We start from the raw sequence: 22,884 nt of genomic DNA, 5'->3' as shown, positions 1-22,884 counted from the left end.
GCTGTCCCAATCGCTTCGTAGTTCGCTTTTATCGGTACCCGCGCGACGCTAAGCAAACCGGAACTTAGCAAATATTTGCCGAAGGCGCGCGGATTATTCGTGTGGCGTCTTCGGCGAACGTTCGCGTCGTCAGGTGGGCGTGGTATGCCTGAAGCCGTGTCCGACGGTCTGTTTGACGTGCCCGGCGTACCGATGACGTCCGGCCATGACCTGGGCGCTTCGGCCGGGGCACCGCTGGCGGTGCGGATGCGTCCGGCGTCGCTGGACGAAGTGGTCGGCCAGGACCACTTGCTGGCGCCCGGTTCGCCGTTGCGCCGGCTGGTCGAGGGCTCGGGGGTGGCGTCGGTGATCCTCTACGGTCCCCCGGGCAGCGGCAAGACAACGCTGGCGGCGTTGATCTCGCAGGCCACCGGCCGCCGGTTCGAGGCCCTGTCGGCATTGTCGGCCGGCGTCAAGGAAGTGCGGGCGGTCATCGAGAATTCGCGAAAAGCGCTGCTTCACGGCGAGCAGACCGTGCTGTTCATCGACGAGGTGCACCGATTTTCCAAGACCCAACAAGACGCCCTGCTGTCGGCGGTGGAACACCGGGTGGTGCTGTTGGTGGCGGCGACCACCGAGAACCCGTCGTTTTCGGTGGTGGCACCGCTGCTGTCGCGGTCGCTGATCCTGCAGCTGCGGCCGCTGACGGCCGAGGACACCCGCGCGGTAGTACAACGCGCGATCGATGACCCCCGCGGCCTGGGCAGGGCAGTCGCGGTAGCGCCTGAGGCCGTCGACCTGCTGGTGCAACTCGCGGCCGGCGACGCCCGGCGCGCCCTGACCGCGCTGGAAGTAGCGGCCGAGGCAGCCCAGGCGGCCGGCGAGCTGGTCAGCGTGCAAACCATCGAGCGGTCGGTGGACAAAGCCGCGGTGCGCTACGACCGTGACGGCGACCAGCACTACGACGTCGTCAGCGCCTTCATCAAATCGGTGCGCGGTTCCGACGTCGATGCCGCGCTGCACTATTTGGCCCGCATGCTGGTCGCCGGGGAGGACCCGCGGTTCATCGCCCGCCGGCTGATGATTCTGGCCAGCGAGGACATCGGCATGGCCGACCCGAGCGCGCTGCAGGTGGCGGTCGCCGCCGCACAGACGGTGGCGCTGATCGGCATGCCCGAAGCCCAGCTGACGCTGGCGCACGCCACCATCCACCTGGCCACCGCACCGAAGTCAAACGCCGTCACCACGGCGTTGGCCGCGGCGATGAACGACATCAAGGCCGGCAAGGCCGGTCTGGTGCCGGCTCATCTGCGTGACGGGCATTACTCCGGGGCGGCGGCGCTGGGCAATGCACAGGGCTACAAATATTCCCATGACGACCCGGATGGCGTTGTGGCCCAGCAATACCCGCCCGACGAGTTGGTGGACGTGGACTACTACCGGCCCACTGGTCGCGGCGGCGAACGCGAGATCGCCGGCCGCCTGGACCGCCTGCGGGCAATCATCCGCAAGAAACGGGGGTGACCGCTGCGCTCTGCGGGAAGCAGGTCCGCTCAGACCAGCTCGGGTACCCGTAGATGTGCGATCGCCAGTTCGAATTCGGCGACGTCGAGGACCTCGGCTCCCAATTCCCGGACGCGCCTGCTGCGCAGCTCGCTCGCCCGGTCGCGGTTGCGGGCCATCGCGTCCATGCTGTCGAACGTCGAGCACGACACCGCACGCCGGCAAGCGGGGTGGTCGACCATCAGGCTGGCGCTGCAGAACCCGTCCAGACTCTCCAGCTCGGGAAGTACGGACGTGCGGTAGAACTCCAGGGACCGACCGAGCTGGTCTGGCACCACTTTGAGCCAGGTGGCGCGCACGCATGCCCCCTCATGCGACGGGTGGTCGCGGTGCAACAGGGCGATGTCCCATTCCTCGACCCGGGCACTACCGGCGAACATCAGCGCGGCGCGGTCGCGGATGGGTGCCACCCGCTCGACGCTGGAGCGCATCGCCTCCAAGGTCTCCCAGGCGCTGGTGGCGATGCACCGGCCGGATTGCCGGTCGACCAACAGCGACACCCCGACACACCCGTCGATCTCCTGCAAAGCGGGCATGACGACGTCACGAACATGCGCGATTCCAATGTCGACCGACAGAGGTTGCGCCTCAATGGTGGTTGAGCGTGCGTACACGATCGACCCCCTCCCGTGTCGGGGCAGCGCCCCGGTGGCGCCACCGGTCCCACCAAATACCTTCCTCCAACCGGCTGAGCCTGGCAATGCCTACCGCGAGCGCCGCTCGACGCACGACAGCAGTGCCGGCCCAGCGTCGGGCTCGGGCCGGTACTGCCGCCGGCGGGTTGATCAGACCAGCTCGGGTACCCGTAGGTGCGCTAGCGCCAGCTCGAACTCGCATTCATCGAGTTCCTCGCCGCCCGCCTCACGCAGCGATGTGGCCTTGAGCGCATTCGACTGGTCCCGGTTGCGCTCCATGGCGTCAAAGCTGTCGAAGGTCGCGGAAGACACCGCGCGCCCGGAGGTGCGGTCGACCAACAGGCTGGCGCTGCAGAATCCGTCGAGGCCTTCGATTTGGGGCAGGACGGACGACTTGTAGTACTCGATGCCTTGATCTACTTGGTCCGCCGGCACCTTGACCCAGGTCGCCCGCACACACGCCCCCTCGGCCGAGCGGTGGTCGCGATGCATCGCCGCGATCTCCCACTCCTCGACGGCCGGCGTGCCGCCGAACATCTCCGCGCACCGATCGCGGATCGGCGTTACCTGTTCCCGGCTTGCATGCATGGCTTCCGCGGTCTCCCAGGCACTGGTGGCGATGCACCTGCCGGATTGCCGGTCGACCAAAAGGGATACGCCGATGCACCCATCCATCCCCTGCAGTGCGGGCATAACCACATCGCGAACGTGCGCAATTCCGGTGTCGATGCACTCGGATTGCGCCTGAATAGTGGTAGAGCGCGCGTACACGATCCACCCCTCTTTCATTGTTCGGGGCAGCGCCCCGGTGGCGCCACCGGTCAATCATTACCTTCCTCCGACGGGCCGGCCGGGGCAATGGGCAATCCGACGTCAATGGATTGGCAGGTTGGCGCGCCCCCACCGTAGGCTGGGACGGGTGGATACCGATGTGCTGGATGTGGACACCGCGCGTCGCCGCATTGTCGATCTCACCGACGCCGTGCGCGCCTTCTGCACCGCCCATGATGATGGCCTGTGCAACGTGTTCGTCCCGCACGCTACGGCCGGCGTTGCGATTATCGAGACCGGCGCCGGTTCCGACGAGGATCTGGTGGACACGCTGGTGCGGTTGTTGCCGCGCGACGACCGCTACCGGCACGCGCACGGGTCCTACGGTCACGGCGCCGACCACTTGTTACCGGCTTTTGTTGCGCCGTCGGTGACGGTGCCGGTCTCGGGGGGCCAGCCCCTGCTGGGCACCTGGCAAAGCATCGTTCTGGTCGACCTCAACCAGGACAATCCGCGGCGGTCGGTGCGATTGAGCTTTGTGGAAGGCTGAGCGGGCCGAATTGGGCCGTCGGACAGCCTTCTCATAATCCGGCGAATAGGCTGGTAATGGACTTAACCACGGATCAAGGAAGAACGTAGAGTGCAGACACACGAGATCAGGAAGCGGTTCCTCGATCATTTCGTGAAGGCGGGCCACACCGAGGTGCCCAGCGCCTCGGTGATCCTCGACGACCCCAACCTGTTGTTCGTCAACGCCGGGATGGTCCAGTTCGTGCCTTTCTTCTTGGGACAGCGCACGCCGCCGTACCCGACGGCCACCAGCATCCAGAAGTGCATCCGTACCCCCGATATCGACGAGGTGGGCATAACCACCCGGCACAACACGTTTTTTCAGATGGCCGGCAATTTCAGCTTCGGCGACTATTTCAAACGCGGGGCCATTGAACTGGCCTGGGCACTGCTGACCAACAGCCTCGCCGCCGGCGGCTACGGCCTGGACCCGGAAAGAATCTGGACGACAGTCTATTTCGACGACGACGAAGCTGTCCGGCTATGGCAGGAGGTTGCCGGGCTGCCGGCGGAGCGAATCCAGCGCCGCGGCATGGCCGACAACTACTGGTCGATGGGCATTCCCGGACCGTGCGGGCCGTCATCGGAGATCTATTACGACCGCGGACCCGAATTCGGTCCCGCAGGCGGTCCCATCGTCAGCGAAGACCGCTACCTCGAGGTCTGGAACCTGGTGTTCATGCAGAACGAGCGCGGAGAGGGAACCACCAAGGAGGACTACCAGATCCTCGGGCCGCTGCCCCGCAAGAACATCGACACCGGCATGGGCGTCGAGCGGATCGCGCTGGTGCTGCAAGACGTGCACAACGTCTACGAGACCGACCTGCTCAGGCCGGTCATCGATACCGTGGCCAGGGTCGCCGCGCGTGCCTACGACGTCGGCAACCACGAAGACGACGTGCGGTACCGCATCATCGCAGACCACAGCCGCACCGCCGCGATCCTGATCGGTGACGGCGTCAGCCCCGGCAACGACGGTCGCGGTTATGTGCTGCGCCGGCTGCTGCGTCGGGTGATCCGCTCCGCCAAGCTGCTGGGCATCGACGCTGCGATCGTTGGCGACCTGATGGCCACGGTGCGCAACGCGATGGGCCCGTCATATCCCGAACTCGTCGCCGACTTCGAGCGGATCAGCCGGATCGCGGTCGCCGAGGAGACGGCGTTCAACCGCACGCTGGCGTCGGGTTCCAGGCTGTTCGAGGAGGTGGCTAGCTCCACCAAGAAATCCGGAGCCACCGTGCTGTCCGGATCGGACGCTTTCACGTTGCATGACACCTACGGGTTCCCGATCGAGCTCACGCTGGAGATGGCGGCCGAAACCGGTCTGCAGGTAGACGAAATCGGGTTCCGTGAGCTGATGGCCGAGCAGCGCCGCCGTGCCAAGGCCGACGCCGCCGCGCGCAAACACGCGCATGCTGACCTGAGCGCCTACCGCGAGCTGGTTGACGCCGGCGCCACCGAGTTCACCGGATTCGACGAGTTGCGTTCCCAGGCGCGGATTCTGGGCATCTTCGTCGACGGTAAGCGGGTTCCGGTGGTGGCGCACGGTGTAGCCGGCGGAGCCGGGGAAGGGCAGCGTGTCGAACTTGTCTTAGATCGCACCCCGCTCTACGCCGAATCGGGTGGGCAGATCGCCGATGAGGGCACCATCAGCGGAACCGGTTCCAGCGAAGCTGCCCGGGCCGCGGTTACCGACGTGCAGAAGATCGCCAAAACGCTTTGGGTGCACCGAGTCAACGTGGAATCCGGGGAATTCGTCGAGGGTGACACCGTAATCGCGGCGGTGGATCCCGGGTGGCGCCGGGGTGCCACGCAGGGCCACTCGGGCACCCACATGGTGCATGCCGCGCTGCGACAAGTGCTGGGGCCCAACGCGGTTCAGGCGGGATCGCTGAACCGGCCGGGATATTTGCGCTTCGACTTTAACTGGCAGGGTCCGTTGACCGACGACCAGCGCACCCAGGTCGAAGAGGTCACCAACGAGGCCGTGCAAGCGGACTTCGAGGTGCGCACGTTCACCGAACAGCTCGACAAGGCCAAGGCGATGGGTGCCATCGCGCTGTTCGGCGAGAGCTACCCCGACGAAGTGCGGGTGGTGGAGATGGGTGGACCGTTCTCGCTGGAGCTATGTGGCGGCACCCATGTGAGCAACACGGCGCAGATCGGTCCCGTGACGATCCTGGGCGAGTCGTCGATCGGCTCCGGGGTGCGCCGGGTGGAGGCCTACGTGGGGTTGGATTCGTTTCGTCACCTGGCCAAGGAGCGTGCGTTGATGGCCGGGTTGGCCTCGTCACTGAAGGTGCCGTCCGAAGAGGTACCGGCCCGGGTGGCCAATCTAGTGGAGCGCCTGCGGGCCGCCGAGAAGGAACTCGAACGTGTCCGGATGGCCAGCGCCCGGGCAGCCGCCACCAATGCCGCCGCCGGGGCTCAGCGGATCGGTAACGTCCGTTTGGTGGCGCAGCGAATGTCCGGCGGGATGACCGCGGCAGACCTGCGGTCGTTGATCGGCGACATCCGCGGCAAGCTGGGTAGCGAGCCGGCGGTGGTGGCGCTGATTGCCGAGGGCGAAAGCCAAACTGTGCCGTATGCGGTCGCGGCCAATCCCGCTGCCCAGGACCTCGGAATCCGTGCCAACGACCTGGTCAAACAACTTGCGGTGGCGGTCGAAGGCCGCGGTGGCGGTAAGGCGGACCTGGCGCAGGGCTCGGGAAAGAATCCGACCGGTATCGACGCCGCGCTCGACGCGGTCCGCTCCGAGATCGCCGTGATAGCGCGGGTCGGTTGAGTGGTCCCAGCACAGCACCGCCCGCCCGACCGGCCCGGCGATCCAGCGCACGACCCTGGACGGGGACGACGCCTCGGTATCGACGTGGGCGCCGCGCGTATCGGCGTGGCTTGCAGCGACCCGGACGCGATCTTGGCCACCCCGGTGGAAACGGTGCGCCGCGATCGTTCCGGCAAGCACCTGCGCAGGCTGGCTGCGCTGGCCGCCGAGTTGGAGGCGGTCGAGGTGATCGTCGGGCTCCCGCGCACGCTGGCCGACCGCATCGGCCGCTCGGCCCAAGACGCAATCGAACTGGCCGAGGCGCTGGCACGCCGTGTTTCTCCTACGCCGGTGCGGCTAGCCGACGAGCGGCTCACCACGGTCAGTGCTCAACGATCTTTGCGGCAGGCGGGGGTGCGGGCCTCCGAGCAGCGTGCGGTGATCGACCAAGCGGCCGCAGTGGCAATACTGCAGAGCTGGCTGGATGAACGTCTCGCAGCGATGGCCGGGACTCAAGAAGGCTCCGATGCCTGACGGTGGCCACCGCCACCGCGCCCAGCCGGTGTCGGTAAGACCGAACCGGCACCGCAGGACCCGAGTCAGCCGCGCTCAGCGCCGACACGCCCAACAAATCCGCCGGCGACGGCGCGTCGCCGGCGGATTTGCCCTGAGCCTGCTCGTCGTGGTGGTGGTGGCGGCCGTCGTCGTCGGCGCCAAGTTGTGGCAGACCATGTTGGGCTCCGGTAACGACTACACCGGTCCCGGCAAGCGAGACATCGTGATTCAGATCAGGTCCGGTGACTCGACCACGGCGGTCGGGGAGACGCTGCTCAAACACGGTGTAGTGGCCACCGTCCGAGCATTCGTCGATGCCGCGCACGGCAACACCGCGATTTCCTCGATCCAACCCGGGTTCTATCGGATGCGAACCGAGATTTCGGCGGCTTCCGCTGTCGCGCGGCTTACCGATCCGCACAACCGGGTGGGGAAGTTGGTCATACCGGAAGGGCGTCAGCTCGACGACACCACCGACATGAAGACCAACGTGGTGAATCCTGGCATATTCGCGCTGATCTCCCGTGCCACCTGTGTGGATCTCGACGGTACCCAACGCTGCGTCTCGGTGGCCGACCTCCGCGCGGCGGCGAGCAGGAGCACGCCGACGATGCTGTCAGTGCCGCGCTGGGCGGTTGGGCCGGTGATGGAGCTGGGCACTGACCATCGCCGGATCGAGGGGCTGATCGCACCGGGGACCTTCAACATCGACCCGTCGGCATCGGCTGAAACCATCTTGGCGACCTTGATCAGCGCCGGCGCCGTGGAGTACATGAAATCCGGGTTGGTAGACACCGCAAAGTCGCTGGGCCTGTCGCCCTATGACATTCTCGTGGTGGCCTCGCTGGTGCAGCAGGAAGCCAACACCCAGGATTTCCCGAAGGTGGCCCGGGTCATCTACAACCGGCTGCACGAACACCGCACGTTGGAGTTCGACTCGACCGTGAACTATCCGCTGGATCGCCGTGAGGTGGCCACCAGCGACACCGACCGTGCCCAGCGCACACCGTGGAACACCTACATGGCCCAGGGGCTGCCGGCCACCGCGATCTGTTCGCCCGGCGTCGACGCGCTGCGCGCCGCCGAGCATCCAGTACCTGGCGACTGGCTGTACTTCGTCACCATCGATTCCCAGGGCACGACGCTGTTCACCAGGGACTATCAGCAGCATCTGGCGAACATCGAGCTGGCCAAACACAATGGTGTCCTCGACAGCGCGCGATGAGCGAAGGTCCCAAAAAAGCCGGCGTGCTTGGTTCGCCGATCGCGCATTCCCGCTCCCCGCAGCTGCACCTAGCCGCCTACCGCGCGCTGGGGCTGCACGACTGGACCTATGAGCGCATCGAATGCGGTGCGGCCGAGTTGCCCGTCGTGGTCGGTGGTTTCGGACCGGAGTGGGTCGGTGTTTCGGTGACCATGCCGGGCAAGTTCGCCGCCCTGCGGTTCGCCGACGAGCGCACCGCACGCGCGGACCTTGTCGGTTCGGCCAACACCCTGGTTCGGACGCCGCATGGCTGGCGGGCCGACAACACCGACATCGACGGGGTGGCCGGGGCGTTGGGGGCGGCTGCGGGACACGCGCTGGTGCTGGGGTCCGGGGGGACTGCACCGGCGGCCGTGGTGGGGCTGGCCGAACTCGGGGTCACCGACATCACCGTGGTGGCGCGCAACTCGGACAAGGCGGCCCGGCTGGTGGACCTGGGCACACGGGTCGGCGTGGTGACCCGGTTCTGCGCGTTCGACAGCGGTGGTTTGGCCGATGCGGTGGCCGCCGCGGAAGTGCTGGTCAGCACCGTTCCAGCGGAGGTGGCCGCGCGGTATGCCGGCACCTTGGCCGCGATCCCGGTGCTGTTGGACGCCATCTACGATCCGTGGCCCACACCGCTGGCCGCCGCGGTCGGATCGGCGGGCGGGCGGGTGATCAGCGGGCTGCAGATGTTGCTGCATCAGGCGTTCGCGCAGGTGGAGCAGTTCACCGGGCTACCCGCCCCCCGCGAAGCGATGACTTGCGCGATGGCCGCGTTGGACTAGCGTGCCCCAGCATGCTGGCGGCGGCGGTGTTGGCCTGGATGGGAGTGTTGTGCGTTTGCGACGTCCGGCAGCGCCGGCTACCCAACTGGCTCACCCTGCCCGGGGCGGGGGTGATCCTGCTCTTCGCGGGCCTTGCCGGCCGCGGTGTGCCGGCGCTGGCCGGGGCGGCCGCCTTGGCCGGGGTGTACCTGCTGGTGCACCTGGCTTTGCCCGCCGCGATGGGCGCCGGTGACGTCAAGCTGGCGATCGGCCTGGGCGGGCTGACCGGCTGCTTCGGGGTCGAGGTGTGGTTTCTGGCGGCGCTGGCCGCGCCGCTGCTGACCGCGGTGTGCGGCGTGATGGTGACGCCATGGGGCGTGCGCAGCCTGCCGCATGGGCCATCGATGTGTGTGGCCAGCCTGGGGGCGGTGGGGTTGGCGCTGCTGGGCTGAGGTTGGCGCGATATCAGTGTAGACCAGAGGTCGTTTGACAACGAATCTTGGCTTAGCGCAACCTGATTCGTTCAGAGGACAGCTTGGACCGTCGCCGTCGAGGCGGCGTTGCCGCATGCTTGCTCGTAACGGGAGTTTCATGTCGGTCACCGCGCGCCGGGCTCGAACGTGAGCGATCTTGCATGGGAACCATGGCGAACTCAGCGGCTGATTACGACGCGCGTAAAGGGGCGGACACTCGCTTCGCCCCTGTACAGAAGTCAGCACTGTCATCGCTTTGGCCAGTCGCCTAGTCGGGCGGCGGCAGTTTCGGCGGGCACACTTCATCCAGGTCACCACGGCGGCGAGTTCAACAAACTCGGCAGCCAGCGGCAAGCATCCGATTCTCAGCTACCGATGTATACAGCATTATGCTAGTGGCGTATATTTGCCATGTGAAAAGGCTGCAGATCTACATCGACGAAGACGTTGACCGAGCGCTTGCTGTTGAAGCGCGACGGCGGCGGACGTCGAAGGCGGCGCTGATCCGGGAGTACGTCGCTGAGCACCTCCGGCAGCCGGGCCCAGATCCGGTCGATGCCTTCGTCGGATCGTTCGTGGGGGAAGCCGACTTGTCCGCGTCCATCGACGACGTGGTTTACGGAAAGCACGAATGATCTTCGTCGACACGTCCTTCTGGGCTGCACTTGGCAACGCCGGCGACGCTCGGCACGGCACCGCGCAGAGGTTGTGGGCCAGCAAACCGCCCGTAGTGATGACCTCCAACCATGTCCTGGGCGAGACCTGGACGCTGCTCAACCGGCGCTGCGGTCACCGCGCGGCGGTTGCCGCCGCTGCAATCCGCTTGAGCACCGTCGTTCGCGTCGAGCACGTAACAGCCGACCTGGAAGAGCAGGCGTGGGAATGGCTTGTACGTCACGACGAGCGAGAGTACTCGTTCGTCGACGCGACGAGCTTCGTGGTGATGCGAAAGAAAGGCATCCAAAATGCGTATGCCTTCGATGGTGACTTCAGCGCGGCCGGATTTGTCGAGGTAAGACCCGAGTAGAGCCGAGCCCCGCTCAGCCCTGCTTATCCGACGTGCACCCAATGCCGGTGTCCGCCCGGGACAGGGCTGCGTTGCGTTGAATCGCGGTAGGATTCGCTCGTGCTGCCCGAGAACCTCGAACAACGGGTCACCGCGCTGGAATCCCAAGTGCGTGAGCTGGCTGACCGCGTGCGGGCCAGCGAACAGGATGCCGCCGCCGCTCGCGTGCTAGCCGGCGCGGCCGATCGCGATGTCACGGAGTTCGTTGGCGAGTTCCGCGACTTCCGGCGAGCCACAATCGGTAGCTTCAACGCCCTGCGAGAAGATTTCACCGCCCTGCGGGAAGAGATGACCGAACGTTTCAGTCACGTAGAAGAACGTTTTAGTCGAGTCGACGACGGATTCACCGAGATGCGAGGCAAGCTGGACGGGGCCGCCGCCGGCCAACAGCGCATCGTCGAGCTCATCGAACAACTCATCGCCGACCAAGGCTGATGCCCCAGGGAGTGCTCAGTACGGCGGCTGCAGATCCGGGAACATCGGGAAGTGGCGCACATTGGTGGTGAGCAGGTCGGCGTCGACCACAATGGCGGTCGCAGCGATCAGGTAGTCCACGTCGTCGATACCGCGGTGGCTGGACCGGTATCGACGGGCGAGTCGTCCGCCGATCCGGGCAATGTCCTCGGTCACCAGGGTCCACACCACTGCCGAGAAGAAGGCCTCGAGCGCCGCGAGTTCGCTTTCCCGCACACCGGCGAGGAGTTCGAATCGGACCAGCTCGCTGGCCGCGATCTCCTCACCGTTGTTTATCAGTTCGGCGAGCAGCACGGCTGCCGCGGGTTCGCCGCGAAGGTGGTCGACCGCGATGGTGGTGTCGATCAGCTTCACGCCAGACCGAGCCGAGCAAGTCGTTCGTTGAGGTCGCCCCGAATGGCGTCGACATACTCGGTGCCGGTGAAGTCCCGTCCTCGCCACGAGCCACGGCTGTGGTCGAGCGCGGCGAGCCGTTCCTGCTTGGATCCAGTCCCGTAGGCACGGTGAATTGCGCGTCGGATGAGTTCCGACCGCGATGCGCCACTCGCCTTGGCGGCACGATCGAGCAGCTCAAGCTCCTCTGCGCCCAGGGTCACCTGAGTCCGCATGACATCACCATACATCCAGTGATGGCGCCTATCAGCGGTTAAAGGGTCCCGCGCGGCACGATCCACTCCGTAGGTTGGCCGGTGATGGCGGCGACCCGGTCATAGTTCTCGTCGTAATGCCACACGATGGTGCCTGAAAGTTCGGCCGCCGCGGCGATGACAAGATCGGCGATCTTCACGCTGCGGTGATGCAGACCGGCGACGTGGGCAAGCTCACGCTGGACTTGGCATGCGCGCGTAAAGGTTTCGGCACCGACTGGTATACGGGCCAAGCCGTCGAGTTCGTCGGCGAGCGCGTCGTAGTCGGTAGCGGAGTTCGCCGAGTACAGGATCTCCAACCGCACGTGGTCGCAGATGCCGATCTGGTCCGCGGACAAGGCCGCCAACCATCGGCGCGCAACTTCCGGCCGCGCCGCGTGATGCCACGCGCTGGTGTCGACGCAGAACACCATCACCGCGCGGGACGCGTCTGGGCAAGCAGCGCCTCGGACCGATCGATGCCGGCACCCGAGGCGATTCGCGCGGCGAGCCGAGTGCGCGCCGACTAGCGCACCGCGGCTCGCAAAGCGGCATCGACCCTGTCCTTCAGCCCGGTGGTACCGAGCGCCGCTTGCGCGCGGGCCAGCAGTATGTCATCGATGTCGATCGTTGTACGCCGAGACATGGAGCAAACATATAGGTATTCGATACTGAGATATATGCATTGGAGCGTTTGCGCCCGAAATAACGCCGTCGTGTGCCCGAGATCGCGAGCCCGCCTGCGCGTGGGCAGGATCACCGGCAGGTGACCCTGGATCACGCCAGCAACGATGGTGGTGCTCACGGGGTTGGCGTCGAGGTCGTCGGCCAAATGGGTGGTTCGGGGGGGAGTTGTCCGGCCGGCAGGTCGAGCACCTTCTGCAACAGAAAACAGTCGCCGGTGATGTTAAGTGTGGCGAATTTGATTTGGCCCAGGTTGAATTCGTAGCCGTTGCCCTGCACGTCGTAGTCGCGTTTGGCCGATTCGTTAAACAGCGACGACTCGGTGGTCGCACCGTACTTGGCGGCTTCCTCTCGCACGATATTGGCGGCAATCTTGAAGTCTTCCGCCGAGAATGTGCTACCGAAGTCAACCGGTTTGGCCATCGGCCGCCGGGCGATATCGGCACTGAGTTCCTTACACAACGATCCATTTCTATAGAAGTCTTGGCCGTAGGAGTCGTCGTTGAATTTCCAGGTTTGGCCCGGGATGGCCGCACTGACGCGGTCGGCGATGATCTGGGCGGTGGCGGTGAGGCGTTCCCGGGCGGCCTCGTAGGAGCCTTTGTGGCGCATGCTGTCGATGAGCTGGATCTTCTGCTCGCCGGTCAGGTGCGGTGATTTGTCGGGGTTTTGGCCCATTGTGCAGCCACCTATCAGGGCGGTTGATATGCCGATCATGGTCAGCGCGACGATGCGCTGCCACCGTGGGAGCGTTCGGGGAATCGGTTGTGGTGCGATCAATGTGGCGTCGAGGTCGTTGGCCAGATGGGTGGTTCCGGGGGGAGTTGTCCGGCCGGCAGGTCGAGCACCTTCTGCAACAGAAAACAATCGCCGGTGATGTTAAGTGTGGCGAATTTGATTTGCAGGAGTCGGAATTCGTAGCCGTTGCCCTGCACGTCGTAGTCGCGCTTGGCCGATTCGTTAAATAGCGACGACTCGGTGGTCGCACCGTACTTGGCGGCTTCCTCCCGCACGATATTGGTGACAACCTTGAAGTCCTCCGCCGAGAACGCAGTACCAAAGATAACTGCGTCGGCGATCGGCCGCCGGGCGATATCGCCGGTGAGTTCCTTGCACGACAAACCTTCCCGATCGGCCTTTCGCCCGGCGGGATCTTCGGTGAATTTCCAGGTTTGGCCCGGGATGGCCGCACTGACGCGGTCGGCGATGATCCGGGCGGTGGCGGTGAGGCGTTCCCGGGCGGCCTCGTAGGAGCCTTTGTTGCGCATGCTGTCGATGAGCTGGATCTTCTGCTCGTCGGTCAGGCGCCGTGATGTGTCAGGGCTTTGATCCATTGTGCAGCCACCTATCAGCGCGGTAGATAACCCGATCATGGTCAGCGTGACGATGCGCTGCCACCGCGGGAGCGTTCGGGGAACCGGTTGTGGTGCGATCAATGTGGCGTCGAGGTCGTCGGCCAGATGGGTGGTTCCGGGGGGAGTTGTCCGGGCGGCAGGTCGAGCACCTTCTGCAACAGAAAACAATCGCCGGTGATGTTAAGTGTGGCGAATTTGATTTGGCCCAGGTTGAATTCGTAGCCGTTGCCCTGCACGTCGTAGTCGCGTTTGGCCGATTCGTTAAACAGCGACGACTCGGTGGTCGCACCGTACTTGGCGGCTTCCTCCCGCACGATATTGGCGGCAATCTTGAAGTCCTCGGCCGAGAACGTGGCGCCGAACATTACGCTGTTGGCGATCGGCCGCCGCGCGATATCCGCGGTGAGCTTGTCGCACAGTGCTCCGTTTCGGTCAGACTGTTGTATGTTGGGATCGTCGTCGAATTTCCAGGTTTGGCCCGGGATGGCCGCACTGACGCGGTCGGCGATGATCCGGGCGGTGGCGGTTAGGCGCTCCCGGGCGGCCTCGTAGGAGCCCTTGTTGCGCATGCTGTCGATGAGCTGGATCTTCTGCTCGCCGGTCAGGCGCCGTGATGTGTCAGGGTTGTGATCCATGGTGCAGCCACCTATCAGGGCGGTTGATATGCCGATCATGGTCAGCGCGACGATGCGCTGCCACCGCGGGAGCGTTCGGGAAATCGGTTGTGGTGCGATCACTGCTGTGGGCTTTCGCGCACCGCCAGATCGGGCCGGTTGAGCAGGATGGTCGCCAGGTTGTAGCCGGTCATCCGTTGCAGCGGGTCTTGGCCGTATTGCGAGTGCCCGCTGGCGGCGGTCTTGTGATCACCCAGCGGAGTGGATCCCGCGTCGGTCTGCAGATGGGTGAAGCGGTAGCGGTCCGGGGATCCGGCGATGATCTCGTTGGGGTCTGATCCCCACCCGTGCAGGGGTGCCAGGCGCGCCGGATACCGGATGGGGTCATCGGGTGTGGTCATCACGAAGAAGTTGTGGTCGTTCATGCCCAGCTTGGCCGGTGAGGTCGCGTCAAACCCCGGCGAGCCATACAGCACCGCATTGTCGACCAGTGAACTGGCGCCATCCTTCAACGCGATCCCCGACAGCAACGACCCGTAGGAATGCCCGAACAACGCCGTCGTGTGACCCGGATTGTGCGATCCCGCCTGCAGATCCCGCAAAAACGCCTCCAACTTGGGAGCGCCGGCCTGCGCGAGATCATCATCGACCGTGTCCCACGACGCGAGCACCGGCGGCGGCTGATACCCCACCCACGCAATCGTCGCCACATTCGTGCTCTCGCCTACTTTGCGGGCGACATATTGCGCTTCCCGGCGCAAGTCGCCGGCTTCTTGGGTCATGGTGGCGATGGTCTGACGGGTGGTTCCCGACACCCCGGGGACCGTCACCGACACGTGATCCGCGGTGAACGGATCGCCGACCGCGGTGACCGCCGGGATCATGTCGGCGGGGTCGTCCGGCTTGGCCACATAGATCAAATGCGAGTCGGGCACCCTCAGCGCCTCTTGGATGCCCGCGATGTCGGCCAGCCGGTCGGTTTTCACCTGCCCGTCGGGCAGCCGGCTGTATTCCGCCAGCATGTCTTGCAGCAGGGCGCGATTGGCCGCGTCGATCGCGTCGATGTCGCCGGAGGACATGCCCCCGGGAGCTGCCGGTGGCGGGGCCTGGCGGAAATCCACCGCCTGCACCCCATCCTCGGCCGGGGTGTCGACCCCGGGCACCTCTTCGAACGCCAGCTCATCGAGGCCTTGGGTGGCGGCGCTGACCCGGGTCGCGATTTCGCGGTCGGTGGCCAGCAGCGCGCCCACCCGATGCCGGATAAAGTCGGCGTGCCCCTGGGCTTGGCCCAGACGCGCCGCCCGCTGCTGGCGTGAGCCACCCGTGGAACGGTCGGTGACCGTGTAATCCTCACCGACGGCAAACCCGTCCCGGCGGGCGTCGCTGACAGCGTCCAGCACCGCCCGCCGGTTGGCCTCCAGCTGGTCTTCCCCGCGGCCGGCGATGGCGGCGGCGTCATGCAGCCGGTCCACCGCGCGACCGATCGTCACCACGTCGACGGCCGACCGGTAGTGGGCGCGGGCCGCGGCCTGGCCCTCCCAGTCGGTGCCGCCGGGTCGGCGCATCGAATCGCGCACCTCGGTGAAGGCGCGCTCCCACCGCGTGGCCAGCCGCCGCCAGTAGGCGGCGGCCTCGCTGAGATGCGCAAAGCTCGCCGACTCCACCGCCGACAGCGGCGGCAGCCCCGACGCAGCCATCAGCGGGTCCCCCACGGGCGTACCGCCCCCAGGGCGGCCGCCGCTGCGGTGTCCTGGCCCGCGTACCGGCGGGCGGCCTGCCCCAGCGCGGTGGCGGTGGCCCGCATTCGGGCGCTCACAGCCGCGGCGGCCGCACCCGCGCGGGCATGCGCGGCGTTCACCGCGACCGCGTTGGCCTGCCACGACAACACCGCCCCCGACGGCTCGACCGCGGCTGACAATTCGTCGGCCAGGGTCGCACACCGCCCGGCCAGCGCCTGCAACCCATCGGCTGTGACCCGCAGCCGGGCCTGGGTGCCCTCAGCCACATCCACGCCAGGGATGCTAACGGGGCATCCGGGGAGCCGCACATCACCGCGATCGCACGGAGTGGGTGCGTTGACGTGCGGAGTTCAAACCTACGCATGGGAAGATGGTCAGGTGTTGCGCTGGATCACCGCGGGGGAGTCACACGGCCGCGCCTTGGTGGCCGTGGTCGAAGGCATGGTCGCCGGCGTGCACGTCACCTCGGCCGACATCGCCGACCAGCTGGCCCGACGCCGGCTGGGCTACGGCCGCGGTGCGCGGATGACGTTCGAGCGCGACGCGGTGACCGTGCTGTCCGGGATACGCCACGGCAGCACCCTGGGCGGGCCCATCGCCATCGAGATCGGCAACACCGAATGGCCCAAGTGGGAGACCGTGATGGCCGCCGACCCGGTCGACCCCGCCGAGCTGGCCGACGTCGCACGCAACGCCCCGCTCACTCGGCCGCGGCCGGGCCATGCCGACTATGCGGGCATGCTCAAATACGGTTTCGACGACGCGCGGCCGGTGCTGGAGCGGGCCAGCGCCCGCGAGACCGCCGCCCGGGTCGCTGCCGGAACGGTCGCGCGGGCATTCCTGAGGCAGGCGCTGGGCGTCGAGGTGCTCTCCCACGTGGTCTCCATCGGCGCGTCGGCACCCTACGACGGTCCACCGCCGCGGGCCGAGGACCTACCCACCATCGACGCCAGCCCGGTACGCGCCTACGACAAGGCCGCCGAAGCCGCGATGATCGCCGAGATCGAAGCGGCCAAGAAGGACGGCGACACCCTCGGCGGTGTGGTGGAGGCGGTGGCGCTGGGCCTGCCGGTCGGGCTGGGATCGTTCACCAGCGGCGACCATCGGCTCGACAGCCAACTGGCCGCCGCCGTGATGAGCATTCAGGCGATCAAAGGGGTGGAGATCGGCGACGGCTTCCAGACCGCGCGCCGCCGCGGCAGCCAGGCCCACGACGAGATGTATCCCGGGCCCGACGGCGTCGTCCGCTCCACCAACCGTGCGGGTGGGCTCGAAGGCGGCATGACCAACGGCCAGCCGCTGCGGGTGCGCGCGGCGATGAAGCCGATCTCCACCGTGCCGCGCGCGCTGGCCACCGTCGACCTGGCGACCGGCGATGAGGCCGTCGCCATCCATCAACGCTCGGATGTGTGCGCGGTGCCGGCCGCCGGGGTCGTGGTGGAGACCATGGTGGCGTTGGTGCTGGCCCGGGCGGCGCTGGAAAAATTCGGCGGGGATTCGCTGGCCGAAACCCAGCGTAACATCGCCGCCTACCAGCGCACGGTCGTCGACCGCGAAGCACCGGCCGCGCGGGTCTCCGGTTAACAGATGGCACCCAAAGCGGTACTCGTCGGCCTGCCGGGCTCCGGCAAGTCCACCATCGGGCGCCGGCTGGCCAAGGCGCTCGGGGTCAGCCTGCTCGACACCGACGTCGCGATCGAGCAGCGGACCGGACGCAGCATCGCCGACATCTTCGCCACCGACGGGGAGCAGGAGTTCCGACGTATCGAGGAGGACGTGGTGCGCGCGGCACTGGCCGACCACGACGGTGTGCTGTCGCTCGGCGGCGGCGCGGTGACCAGCCCCGGTGTGCGCGCGGCGCTGGCCGGCCACACCGTCGTCTACCTGGAGATCAGCGCCGCCGAGGGCGTGCGCCGCACCGGCGGCAACACCGTGCGCCCACTGCTGGCCGGCCCCGACCGCGCCGAGAAATACCGCGCGCTGATGGCCAAGCGGGCACCGCTGTACCGGCGCGTCGCGACCATGCGAGTGGACACCAATCGCCGCAACCCCGGGGCGGTGGTCCGCTACATCCTGTCGCGGCTGCAGGTTCCCAGCCCCAGCGAGGCGGCCACATGACCGATATCAGCGCACCCGTGACCGTGCAGGTGGCCGTCGATCCGCCATACCCGGTGGTCATCGGTACCGGCCTGCTCGACGAGCTGGAAAACCTGCTGGCCGACCGGCACAAGGTCGCCGTCGTGCATCAGCCCGGACTAGCCGAGACCGCGGAAGAGATCCGAAAGCGCTTGGCCGGCAAGGGCGTCGACGCGCACCGCATCGAGATCCCCGACGCCGAGGCCGGCAAGGACCTGCCCGTCGTGGGATTCATCTGGGAGGTGTTGGGCCGCATCGGAATCGGCCGCAAAGACGCCCTGGTCAGCCTCGGCGGCGGGGCCGCCACCGACGTCGCCGGGTTCGCGGCCGCCACCTGGCTGCGCGGCGTCTCGATTGTGCACCTGCCCACCACACTGCTGGGCATGGTCGATGCGGCCGTCGGCGGCAAGACCGGCATCAACACCGACGCCGGCAAGAACCTGGTCGGGGCGTTTCATCAGCCGTTGGCGGTCCTGGTGGACCTGGCGACGCTGCAAACCTTGCCACGCGACGAAATGATCTGCGGCATGGCCGAAGTGGTCAAGGCCGGCTTCATCGCCGACCCGGTGATCCTGGATCTCATCGAAGCTGACCCGCAGGCCGCACTCGACCCGGCCGGCGACGTGCTGCCCGAGCTGATCCGGCGCGCGATCACCGTCAAGGCCGAGGTGGTCGCCGCCGACGAAAAGGAATCCGAGCTGCGCGAAATCCTCAACTACGGCCACACATTAGGCCACGCGATCGAGCGCCGGGAACGCTACCGGTGGCGCCACGGCGCCGCCGTGTCGGTGGGGCTGGTGTTCGCGGCCGAGCTGGCCAGGCTTGCCGGGCGGCTCGACGACGCGACCGCGCAGCGCCACCGCACCATCCTGTCCTCGTTGGGACTGCCGGTCAGCTACGACCCGGACGCGCTGCCCCAGCTGCTGGAAATCATGGCCGGCGACAAGAAGACTCGGGCGGGTGTGTTGCGGTTCGTGGTGCTCGACGGATTGGCCAAGCCGGGCCGAATGGTGGGACCGGACCCCGGTCTGCTGGTAACCGCCTACGCCGGAGTTTGCGCCCCATGAGCGAACTGATCGTGAACGTGATCAACGGCCCCAACCTGGGCCGGTTGGGCCGGCGCGAGCCCGCCGTCTATGGCGGCACCACCCACGACGAGCTGGTCGCTCTGATCGAGCGTGAGGCCGCCGAGCTCGGACTCAAAGCCGTTGTGCGGCAAAGTGATAGCGAAGCCCAGCTGCTGGACTGGATTCATCAGGCCGCCGATGCGGCCGAACCCGTGATCCTCAACGCCGGCGGTCTGACGCACACGTCGGTGGCACTGCGCGATGCCTGCGTGGAGCTGAGCGCTCCGCTGATCGAGGTGCATATCTCCAACGTGCATGCGCGTGAGGAGTTCCGCCGCCACTCCTACCTCAGCCCCATCGCGACCGGGGTGATCGTCGGGCTCGGCATCCAGGGCTACCTGCTGGCCCTGCGGTACCTAGCTGAGCATGTCGGGACGTGAGGGTTAATCCTTCTTGGGCTCGTCGCCGGGCTTGGTCTGGTCCGCCTCGGTGTCGGTGCGGATAACCTCGGTGGGTGTATCGCTTTCGGTGGTGCGGATCACCTCGGTGGGTGCCTCACGTTCGACCGTGGCGACGGCCGCGGTTTGTGCCTCAGGCTGCGCGACCTGCATCTCCCCGGTCGGACTGTCGTCGGCGCGAACGGCGGAGAATACATCGGTGTCGGCGGCCCGCTCGTGTTCAGCGGCAAGCCCGTGGTGTCGCACCGGTGCCTTCGCCAGCTGCCGGTCCACCAGCCACCGGCCCACGGCTACCCCGACGATCCCGACCAGAAAGACGATGAGCGCGGTGAAGGCCGCGAACGTGGTCAGCTCGTTGATTGGGCCCCCGGTGTAGATCGCTTTGTAGAACAGCGAAATGAGCCAGGCCACCGCGCCGCTGAGCGCGCCGGCTACCAGGCCGGCCAACAGCCAGGTCATGGCCAGGTCTTGGCGGCGGTCGGGGTCAGGGCTCGCCTTGGCGTCGGCGCGCCCGTCCATCACACCCCACACCACCCCTCCGATCGCGAAGAGCAGCAGTAGCACCAGGCTGATCAGCCCGGACAGCATCTGCCACGCGTTGATCAATGCCCCCTGGAACAGGCGGAGAACCACCATCGCGGCGGCGAACGCCAACCCGCGCAGCATCCAGTTAGTCATGGGCATTCAGCGTAGCGAGTACCGTCAAGGGTCGTGACACATTCCCAGCGTCGAGACAAGCTGAAAGCACAAATCGCTGCCTCCGGGTTGGATGCGATGCTGATCAGCGACCTGATAAACGTGCGATATCTATCAGGCTTCAGCGGGTCCAACGGCGCATTGCTGGTGTTCGCCGATGAGCGCGATGCCGTGTTGGCCACCGACGGCCGGTACCGCACTCAGGCCGCCTCGCAAGCGCCCGACCTCGAAGTGGCTATCGAGCGCGCGGTCGGGCGCTACCTGGCCGGCCGGGCCGGCGAGGCCGGCGTGGGAAAGCTGGGCTTCGAGAGCCACGTGGTCACGGTGGACGGCCTGGACGCCTTGGCGGGCGCGCTGGAGGGCAAGAACACCGAGTTGGTGCGGGCATCCGGAACTGTGGAGTCACTGCGCGAGGTTAAAGACGCCGGCGAGCTGGCGCTGCTGCGACTAGCCTGCGAAGCAGCCGATGCCGCGCTGACCGACTTGGTGGCCCGCGGCGGCCTGCGGCCGGGCCGAACCGAACGGCAGGTGAGCCGCGAGCTGGAGGCCCTGATGCTCGATCATGGCGCTGACGCGGTGTCATTCGAGACGATCGTGGCTGCCGGGGCCAATTCGGCGATCCCGCACCACCGGCCGACCGACGCGGTGCTGCAGGTCGGCGATTTCGTGAAGATCGACTTCGGCGCCCTGGTCGCCGGGTACCACTCCGATATGACCCGCACCTTCGTGTTGGGCAAGGCCGCCGACTGGCAGCTAGAGATCTATCAGCTGGTGGCCGAGGCGCAACAGGCCGGTCGGCAGGCGTTGCTGCCGGGTGCCGAGCTGCGGGGGGTGGACGCTGCAGCGCGCCAGCTGATCGCCGACGCCGGCTACGGCGAGCACTTCGGTCACGGACTGGGACACGGTGTTGGCCTGCAGATACATGAAGCGCCGGGCATCGGGGCCACATCCGCCGGTACACTACTGGCGGGCTCCGTGGTGACCGTGGAGCCCGGTGTCTATTTACCCGGCCGCGGCGGTGTCCGCATCGAGGACACATTGGTAGTGGCTGGCGGGACGCCGAAAATGCCTGAAACCGCCGGGCAGACCCCGGAATTGTTGACCCGGTTCCCCAAAGAACTGGCCATTCTGTAGGAGACCCACGTGGCGACCACTGCTGACTTCAAGAACGGGCTGGTCCTGGTAATCGACGGCCAGCTGTGGACAATCACCGAGTTCCAGCACGTCAAACCGGGCAAGGGTCCGGCGTTCGTGCGCACCAAGTTGAAGAACGTGCTCTCGGGCAAGGTCGTCGACAAGACGTTCAACGCGGGGGTGAAGGTGGACACCGCCACCGTCGACCGGCGCGATACCACCTACCTTTACCGCGACGGCTCGGACTTCGTGTTCATGGACAGCCAAGACTACGAGCAGCACCCGCTGCCGGAGGCCCTGGTCGGGGACGCGGCACGGTTCCTGCTGGAGGGCATGCCGGTGCAGGTGGCGTTCCACAACGGCGTGCCGCTATACATCGAGCTGCCGGTGACCGTCGAGCTCGAGGTCACTCACACCGAGCCCGGCTTGCAGGGCGACCGGTCCAGCGCGGGCACCAAGCCGGCCACCCTTCAGACCGGAGCCCAGATCAACGTGCCGCTGTTCATCAATACCGGAGACAAACTAAAGGTGGATTCGCGCGACGGTAGCTACCTGGGCCGGGTCAACGCCTGACGATGTCGGACAGAAAGCCGGTTCGCGGACGACATCAGGCCCGTAAGCGCGCGGTGGACCTGCTGTTCGAGGCCGAGGTCCGCGGCATCAGCGCGGCCGAGGTGGTCGACACCCGTGCCGCGCTGGCCGAAGCGAAGCCCGACATTGCCCGGCTACATCCGTACACGGCCGCGGTGGCTCGAGGGGTCAGTGAACACGCCGCCCACATCGACGACCTGATCACCGCGCATCTGCGGGGCTGGACGCTGGACCGGTTGCCCGCCGTGGATCGCGCCATTCTGCGCGTCTCGGTATGGGAGCTGCTCCACGCGGCGGATGTGCCGGAGCCGGTGGTCGTCGACGAGGCCGTCCAGCTGGCCAAGGAGCTGTCGACCGACGACTCGCCGGGCTTTGTCAACGGGGTGCTGGGCCAGGTCATGCTGGTGACCCCGCAGCTGCGTGCGGCCGCTCAAGCGGTGCGTGGGGGGGCGTGATGACCCGGCTCGAGCTGCGCGTCGTGGTCGCGGCCGTCCTGGCTGCGACGGTGGTGCTCGGTGCCGTGGTGTGCGCCGCCTACGGGCTGACCATTGTCGCCTCGGCAATGTCGATCTACGCGCTGGGTGTCGGCGCCTGGCTGTATCACGCGATCGAACGCCTGATCTTGGCACGCCGCATCAGCACTGTTCGCACGGCGGCAAAGCCGTTGCAGCCGCTGCTACCGGTGATGGCCGCCATCATGGGCCTGACGCAGGCCGTGGTGCGCTCGCTGGGTGACGTCACCGATCTGCCGGCACGCCGCCGGGAGCTTTCGCAGCTGCCGGTGCTGCGCTGGGTGGACAACTCCGGGAATCGGGCTAATCGGCGGATCGCGGACAGCGACGACTTAGCTGACTGACCCGGTCCTGCGCGCGATAATTGCCTGGTTGCACTCTACGGCGCTACCCGCACCAGAGAACAGGTGAC

The 22,884-nt window shown here is 66.8% G+C and carries 29 protein-coding genes and 1 pseudogene; 18 read left to right on the top strand and 12 right to left on the bottom strand.

What is annotated here, in order from left to right; all coding sequences use genetic code 11:
* The first annotated feature begins 144 nt into the window (after window positions 1–144).
* The gene (locus tag MCAN_RS13675; RefSeq protein ID WP_003413216.1) at window positions 145–1,503 is read left to right on the top strand and encodes a replication-associated recombination protein A; all 1,359 of its coding nucleotides are present in this window, start codon (window positions 145–147) and stop codon (window positions 1,501–1,503) included.
* Window positions 1,504–1,532: 29 nt separating this feature from the next.
* Here MCAN_RS13675 and MCAN_RS13670 read toward each other — a convergent pair whose 3' ends face one another.
* Together MCAN_RS13670 and MCAN_RS13665 are read right to left on the bottom strand one after the other, a co-directional pair.
* Complete coding sequence (locus MCAN_RS13670) at window positions 1,533–2,156, bottom strand: hypothetical protein (protein WP_041180124.1); 624 nt, start codon at window positions 2,154–2,156, stop codon at window positions 1,533–1,535.
* 171 nt (window positions 2,157–2,327) lie between these two features.
* Window positions 2,328–2,948 carry an antibiotic biosynthesis monooxygenase gene (locus MCAN_RS13665; protein ID WP_003918465.1) on the bottom strand — a complete coding sequence of 207 codons (621 nt, stop codon included), beginning with the start codon at window positions 2,946–2,948 and terminating at the stop codon, window positions 2,328–2,330.
* A 160-nt stretch (window positions 2,949–3,108) separates the two neighbouring features.
* On the opposite strand from MCAN_RS13665, the gene MCAN_RS13660 reads away from it, so the two are divergent.
* From MCAN_RS13660 to MCAN_RS13620, 9 genes are all read left to right on the top strand, one after another.
* Window positions 3,109–3,498 carry a secondary thiamine-phosphate synthase enzyme YjbQ gene (locus MCAN_RS13660; protein WP_003413208.1) on the top strand — a complete coding sequence of 130 codons (390 nt, stop codon included), beginning with the start codon at window positions 3,109–3,111 and terminating at the stop codon, window positions 3,496–3,498.
* Window positions 3,499–3,588: 90 nt separating this feature from the next.
* Window positions 3,589–6,303, top strand: coding sequence for an alanine--tRNA ligase (alaS, locus tag MCAN_RS13655; RefSeq protein WP_003902305.1), 2,715 nt, complete (start codon window positions 3,589–3,591; stop codon window positions 6,301–6,303).
* Window positions 6,304–6,816 (top strand): Holliday junction resolvase RuvX, encoded by a 513-nt coding sequence (gene ruvX, locus MCAN_RS13650; protein WP_003413197.1) that lies wholly within the window; start codon window positions 6,304–6,306, stop codon window positions 6,814–6,816.
* Window positions 6,809–8,062 carry an endolytic transglycosylase MltG gene (locus MCAN_RS13645; protein WP_014001332.1) on the top strand — a complete coding sequence of 418 codons (1,254 nt, stop codon included), beginning with the start codon at window positions 6,809–6,811 and terminating at the stop codon, window positions 8,060–8,062. The genes ruvX and MCAN_RS13645 overlap by 8 nt, the downstream gene beginning before the upstream one ends.
* On the top strand, window positions 8,059–8,868 hold the full coding sequence (locus MCAN_RS13640) for a shikimate dehydrogenase (protein ID WP_014001331.1): 810 nt from the start codon (window positions 8,059–8,061) through the stop codon (window positions 8,866–8,868). The genes MCAN_RS13645 and MCAN_RS13640 overlap by 4 nt, the downstream gene beginning before the upstream one ends.
* Before the next feature lie 11 nt (window positions 8,869–8,879).
* Entirely contained in the window at window positions 8,880–9,299 is a 420-nt protein-coding gene (locus MCAN_RS13635) for an A24 family peptidase (protein WP_014001330.1), read from the top strand.
* Between the two features lie 410 nt (window positions 9,300–9,709).
* Window positions 9,710–9,955, top strand: a complete 246-nt coding sequence (gene vapB20, locus MCAN_RS13630; RefSeq protein ID WP_014001329.1) for a type II toxin-antitoxin system antitoxin VapB20 — start codon at window positions 9,710–9,712, stop codon at window positions 9,953–9,955.
* Window positions 9,952–10,347, top strand: a complete 396-nt coding sequence (gene vapC20, locus MCAN_RS13625) for a type II toxin-antitoxin system toxin 23S rRNA-specific endonuclease VapC20 (protein WP_014001328.1) — start codon at window positions 9,952–9,954, stop codon at window positions 10,345–10,347. Before vapB20 ends, vapC20 begins: the two co-directional genes overlap by 4 nt.
* Before the next feature lie 99 nt (window positions 10,348–10,446).
* Entirely contained in the window at window positions 10,447–10,821 is a 375-nt protein-coding gene (locus MCAN_RS13620; RefSeq protein WP_003413177.1) for a hypothetical protein, read from the top strand.
* Window positions 10,822–10,836: 15 nt separating this feature from the next.
* Here the strand turns inward: MCAN_RS13620 and MCAN_RS13615 are convergent, their stop codons facing one another.
* The 9 genes and pseudogenes from MCAN_RS13615 to MCAN_RS13575 form a co-directional block, all read right to left on the bottom strand.
* Window positions 10,837–11,214, bottom strand: coding sequence for a type II toxin-antitoxin system VapC family toxin (locus MCAN_RS13615; RefSeq protein ID WP_003413174.1), 378 nt, complete (start codon window positions 11,212–11,214; stop codon window positions 10,837–10,839).
* The gene (locus tag MCAN_RS13610; protein WP_014001327.1) at window positions 11,211–11,468 is read right to left on the bottom strand and encodes a ribbon-helix-helix domain-containing protein; all 258 of its coding nucleotides are present in this window, start codon (window positions 11,466–11,468) and stop codon (window positions 11,211–11,213) included. Before MCAN_RS13610 ends, MCAN_RS13615 begins: the two co-directional genes overlap by 4 nt.
* Window positions 11,469–11,506: 38 nt before the next feature.
* On the bottom strand, window positions 11,507–11,920 hold the full coding sequence (locus tag MCAN_RS13605) for a PIN domain nuclease (RefSeq protein WP_003413164.1): 414 nt from the start codon (window positions 11,918–11,920) through the stop codon (window positions 11,507–11,509).
* A 92-nt stretch (window positions 11,921–12,012) separates the two neighbouring features.
* Window positions 12,013–12,291 (bottom strand): type II toxin-antitoxin system VapB family antitoxin, encoded by a 279-nt coding sequence (locus MCAN_RS13600; protein WP_003901422.1) that lies wholly within the window; start codon window positions 12,289–12,291, stop codon window positions 12,013–12,015.
* Window positions 12,288–12,950, bottom strand: a complete 663-nt coding sequence (locus MCAN_RS13595) for an LppA family lipoprotein (protein ID WP_014001326.1) — start codon at window positions 12,948–12,950, stop codon at window positions 12,288–12,290. The genes MCAN_RS13600 and MCAN_RS13595 overlap by 4 nt, the downstream gene beginning before the upstream one ends.
* Window positions 12,947–13,606: an LppA family lipoprotein gene (locus MCAN_RS13590; RefSeq protein ID WP_014001325.1), complete on the bottom strand. Its 660-nt coding sequence runs from the start codon at window positions 13,604–13,606 to the stop codon at window positions 12,947–12,949. The genes MCAN_RS13595 and MCAN_RS13590 overlap by 4 nt, the downstream gene beginning before the upstream one ends.
* Entirely contained in the window at window positions 13,603–14,262 is a 660-nt protein-coding gene (locus MCAN_RS13585) for an LppA family lipoprotein (protein ID WP_014001324.1), read from the bottom strand. The genes MCAN_RS13590 and MCAN_RS13585 overlap by 4 nt, the downstream gene beginning before the upstream one ends.
* 126 nt (window positions 14,263–14,388) lie before the next feature.
* Window positions 14,389–15,539 (bottom strand): annotated as a pseudogene (locus tag MCAN_RS13580) (alpha/beta hydrolase family protein).
* A gap of 296 nt (window positions 15,540–15,835) precedes the next feature.
* Window positions 15,836–16,150, bottom strand: coding sequence for a hypothetical protein (locus MCAN_RS13575; RefSeq protein WP_015288321.1), 315 nt, complete (start codon window positions 16,148–16,150; stop codon window positions 15,836–15,838).
* Between the two features lie 106 nt (window positions 16,151–16,256).
* On the opposite strand from MCAN_RS13575, the gene aroC reads away from it, so the two are divergent.
* The 4 genes from aroC to aroQ are packed head-to-tail and all read left to right on the top strand — an operon-like array spanning window position 16,257 to window position 19,521.
* Window positions 16,257–17,462 carry a chorismate synthase gene (gene aroC / locus MCAN_RS13570; RefSeq protein ID WP_014001321.1) on the top strand — a complete coding sequence of 402 codons (1,206 nt, stop codon included), beginning with the start codon at window positions 16,257–16,259 and terminating at the stop codon, window positions 17,460–17,462.
* Window positions 17,463–17,465: 3 nt separating this feature from the next.
* Window positions 17,466–17,996 (top strand): shikimate kinase AroK, encoded by a 531-nt coding sequence (aroK, locus tag MCAN_RS13565; protein ID WP_014001320.1) that lies wholly within the window; start codon window positions 17,466–17,468, stop codon window positions 17,994–17,996.
* Window positions 17,993–19,081 carry a 3-dehydroquinate synthase gene (gene aroB, locus MCAN_RS13560; RefSeq protein ID WP_014001319.1) on the top strand — a complete coding sequence of 363 codons (1,089 nt, stop codon included), beginning with the start codon at window positions 17,993–17,995 and terminating at the stop codon, window positions 19,079–19,081. The genes aroK and aroB overlap by 4 nt, the downstream gene beginning before the upstream one ends.
* Entirely contained in the window at window positions 19,078–19,521 is a 444-nt protein-coding gene (aroQ, locus tag MCAN_RS13555) for a type II 3-dehydroquinate dehydratase (RefSeq protein ID WP_014001318.1), read from the top strand. The genes aroB and aroQ overlap by 4 nt, the downstream gene beginning before the upstream one ends.
* Before the next feature lie 3 nt (window positions 19,522–19,524).
* Here aroQ and MCAN_RS13550 read toward each other — a convergent pair whose 3' ends face one another.
* Window positions 19,525–20,217: a B-4DMT family transporter gene (locus tag MCAN_RS13550; protein ID WP_003412998.1), complete on the bottom strand. Its 693-nt coding sequence runs from the start codon at window positions 20,215–20,217 to the stop codon at window positions 19,525–19,527.
* 33 nt (window positions 20,218–20,250) lie between these two features.
* Here MCAN_RS13550 and MCAN_RS13545 point away from each other — a divergent pair, with 33 nt between their 5' ends.
* The 4 genes from MCAN_RS13545 to MCAN_RS13530 are packed head-to-tail and all read left to right on the top strand — an operon-like array spanning window position 20,251 to window position 22,816.
* The gene (locus tag MCAN_RS13545; RefSeq protein ID WP_014001317.1) at window positions 20,251–21,369 is read left to right on the top strand and encodes a M24 family metallopeptidase; all 1,119 of its coding nucleotides are present in this window, start codon (window positions 20,251–20,253) and stop codon (window positions 21,367–21,369) included.
* 9 nt (window positions 21,370–21,378) lie between these two features.
* Window positions 21,379–21,942, top strand: a complete 564-nt coding sequence (gene efp / locus MCAN_RS13540; RefSeq protein ID WP_003412989.1) for an elongation factor P — start codon at window positions 21,379–21,381, stop codon at window positions 21,940–21,942.
* 2 nt (window positions 21,943–21,944) lie between these two features.
* Window positions 21,945–22,415, top strand: coding sequence for a transcription antitermination factor NusB (nusB, locus tag MCAN_RS13535; RefSeq protein WP_003412985.1), 471 nt, complete (start codon window positions 21,945–21,947; stop codon window positions 22,413–22,415).
* Complete coding sequence (locus tag MCAN_RS13530) at window positions 22,415–22,816, top strand: hypothetical protein (protein WP_003412981.1); 402 nt, start codon at window positions 22,415–22,417, stop codon at window positions 22,814–22,816. The genes nusB and MCAN_RS13530 overlap by 1 nt, the downstream gene beginning before the upstream one ends.
* The last annotated feature ends 68 nt before the right edge of the window (window positions 22,817–22,884 follow it).

Source organism: Mycobacterium canetti CIPT 140010059 (genome assembly GCF_000253375.1).
GTDB lineage: Bacteria > Actinomycetota > Actinomycetes > Mycobacteriales > Mycobacteriaceae > Mycobacterium > Mycobacterium tuberculosis.
This window is presented reverse-complemented; position numbering and strand designations above follow the sequence as displayed.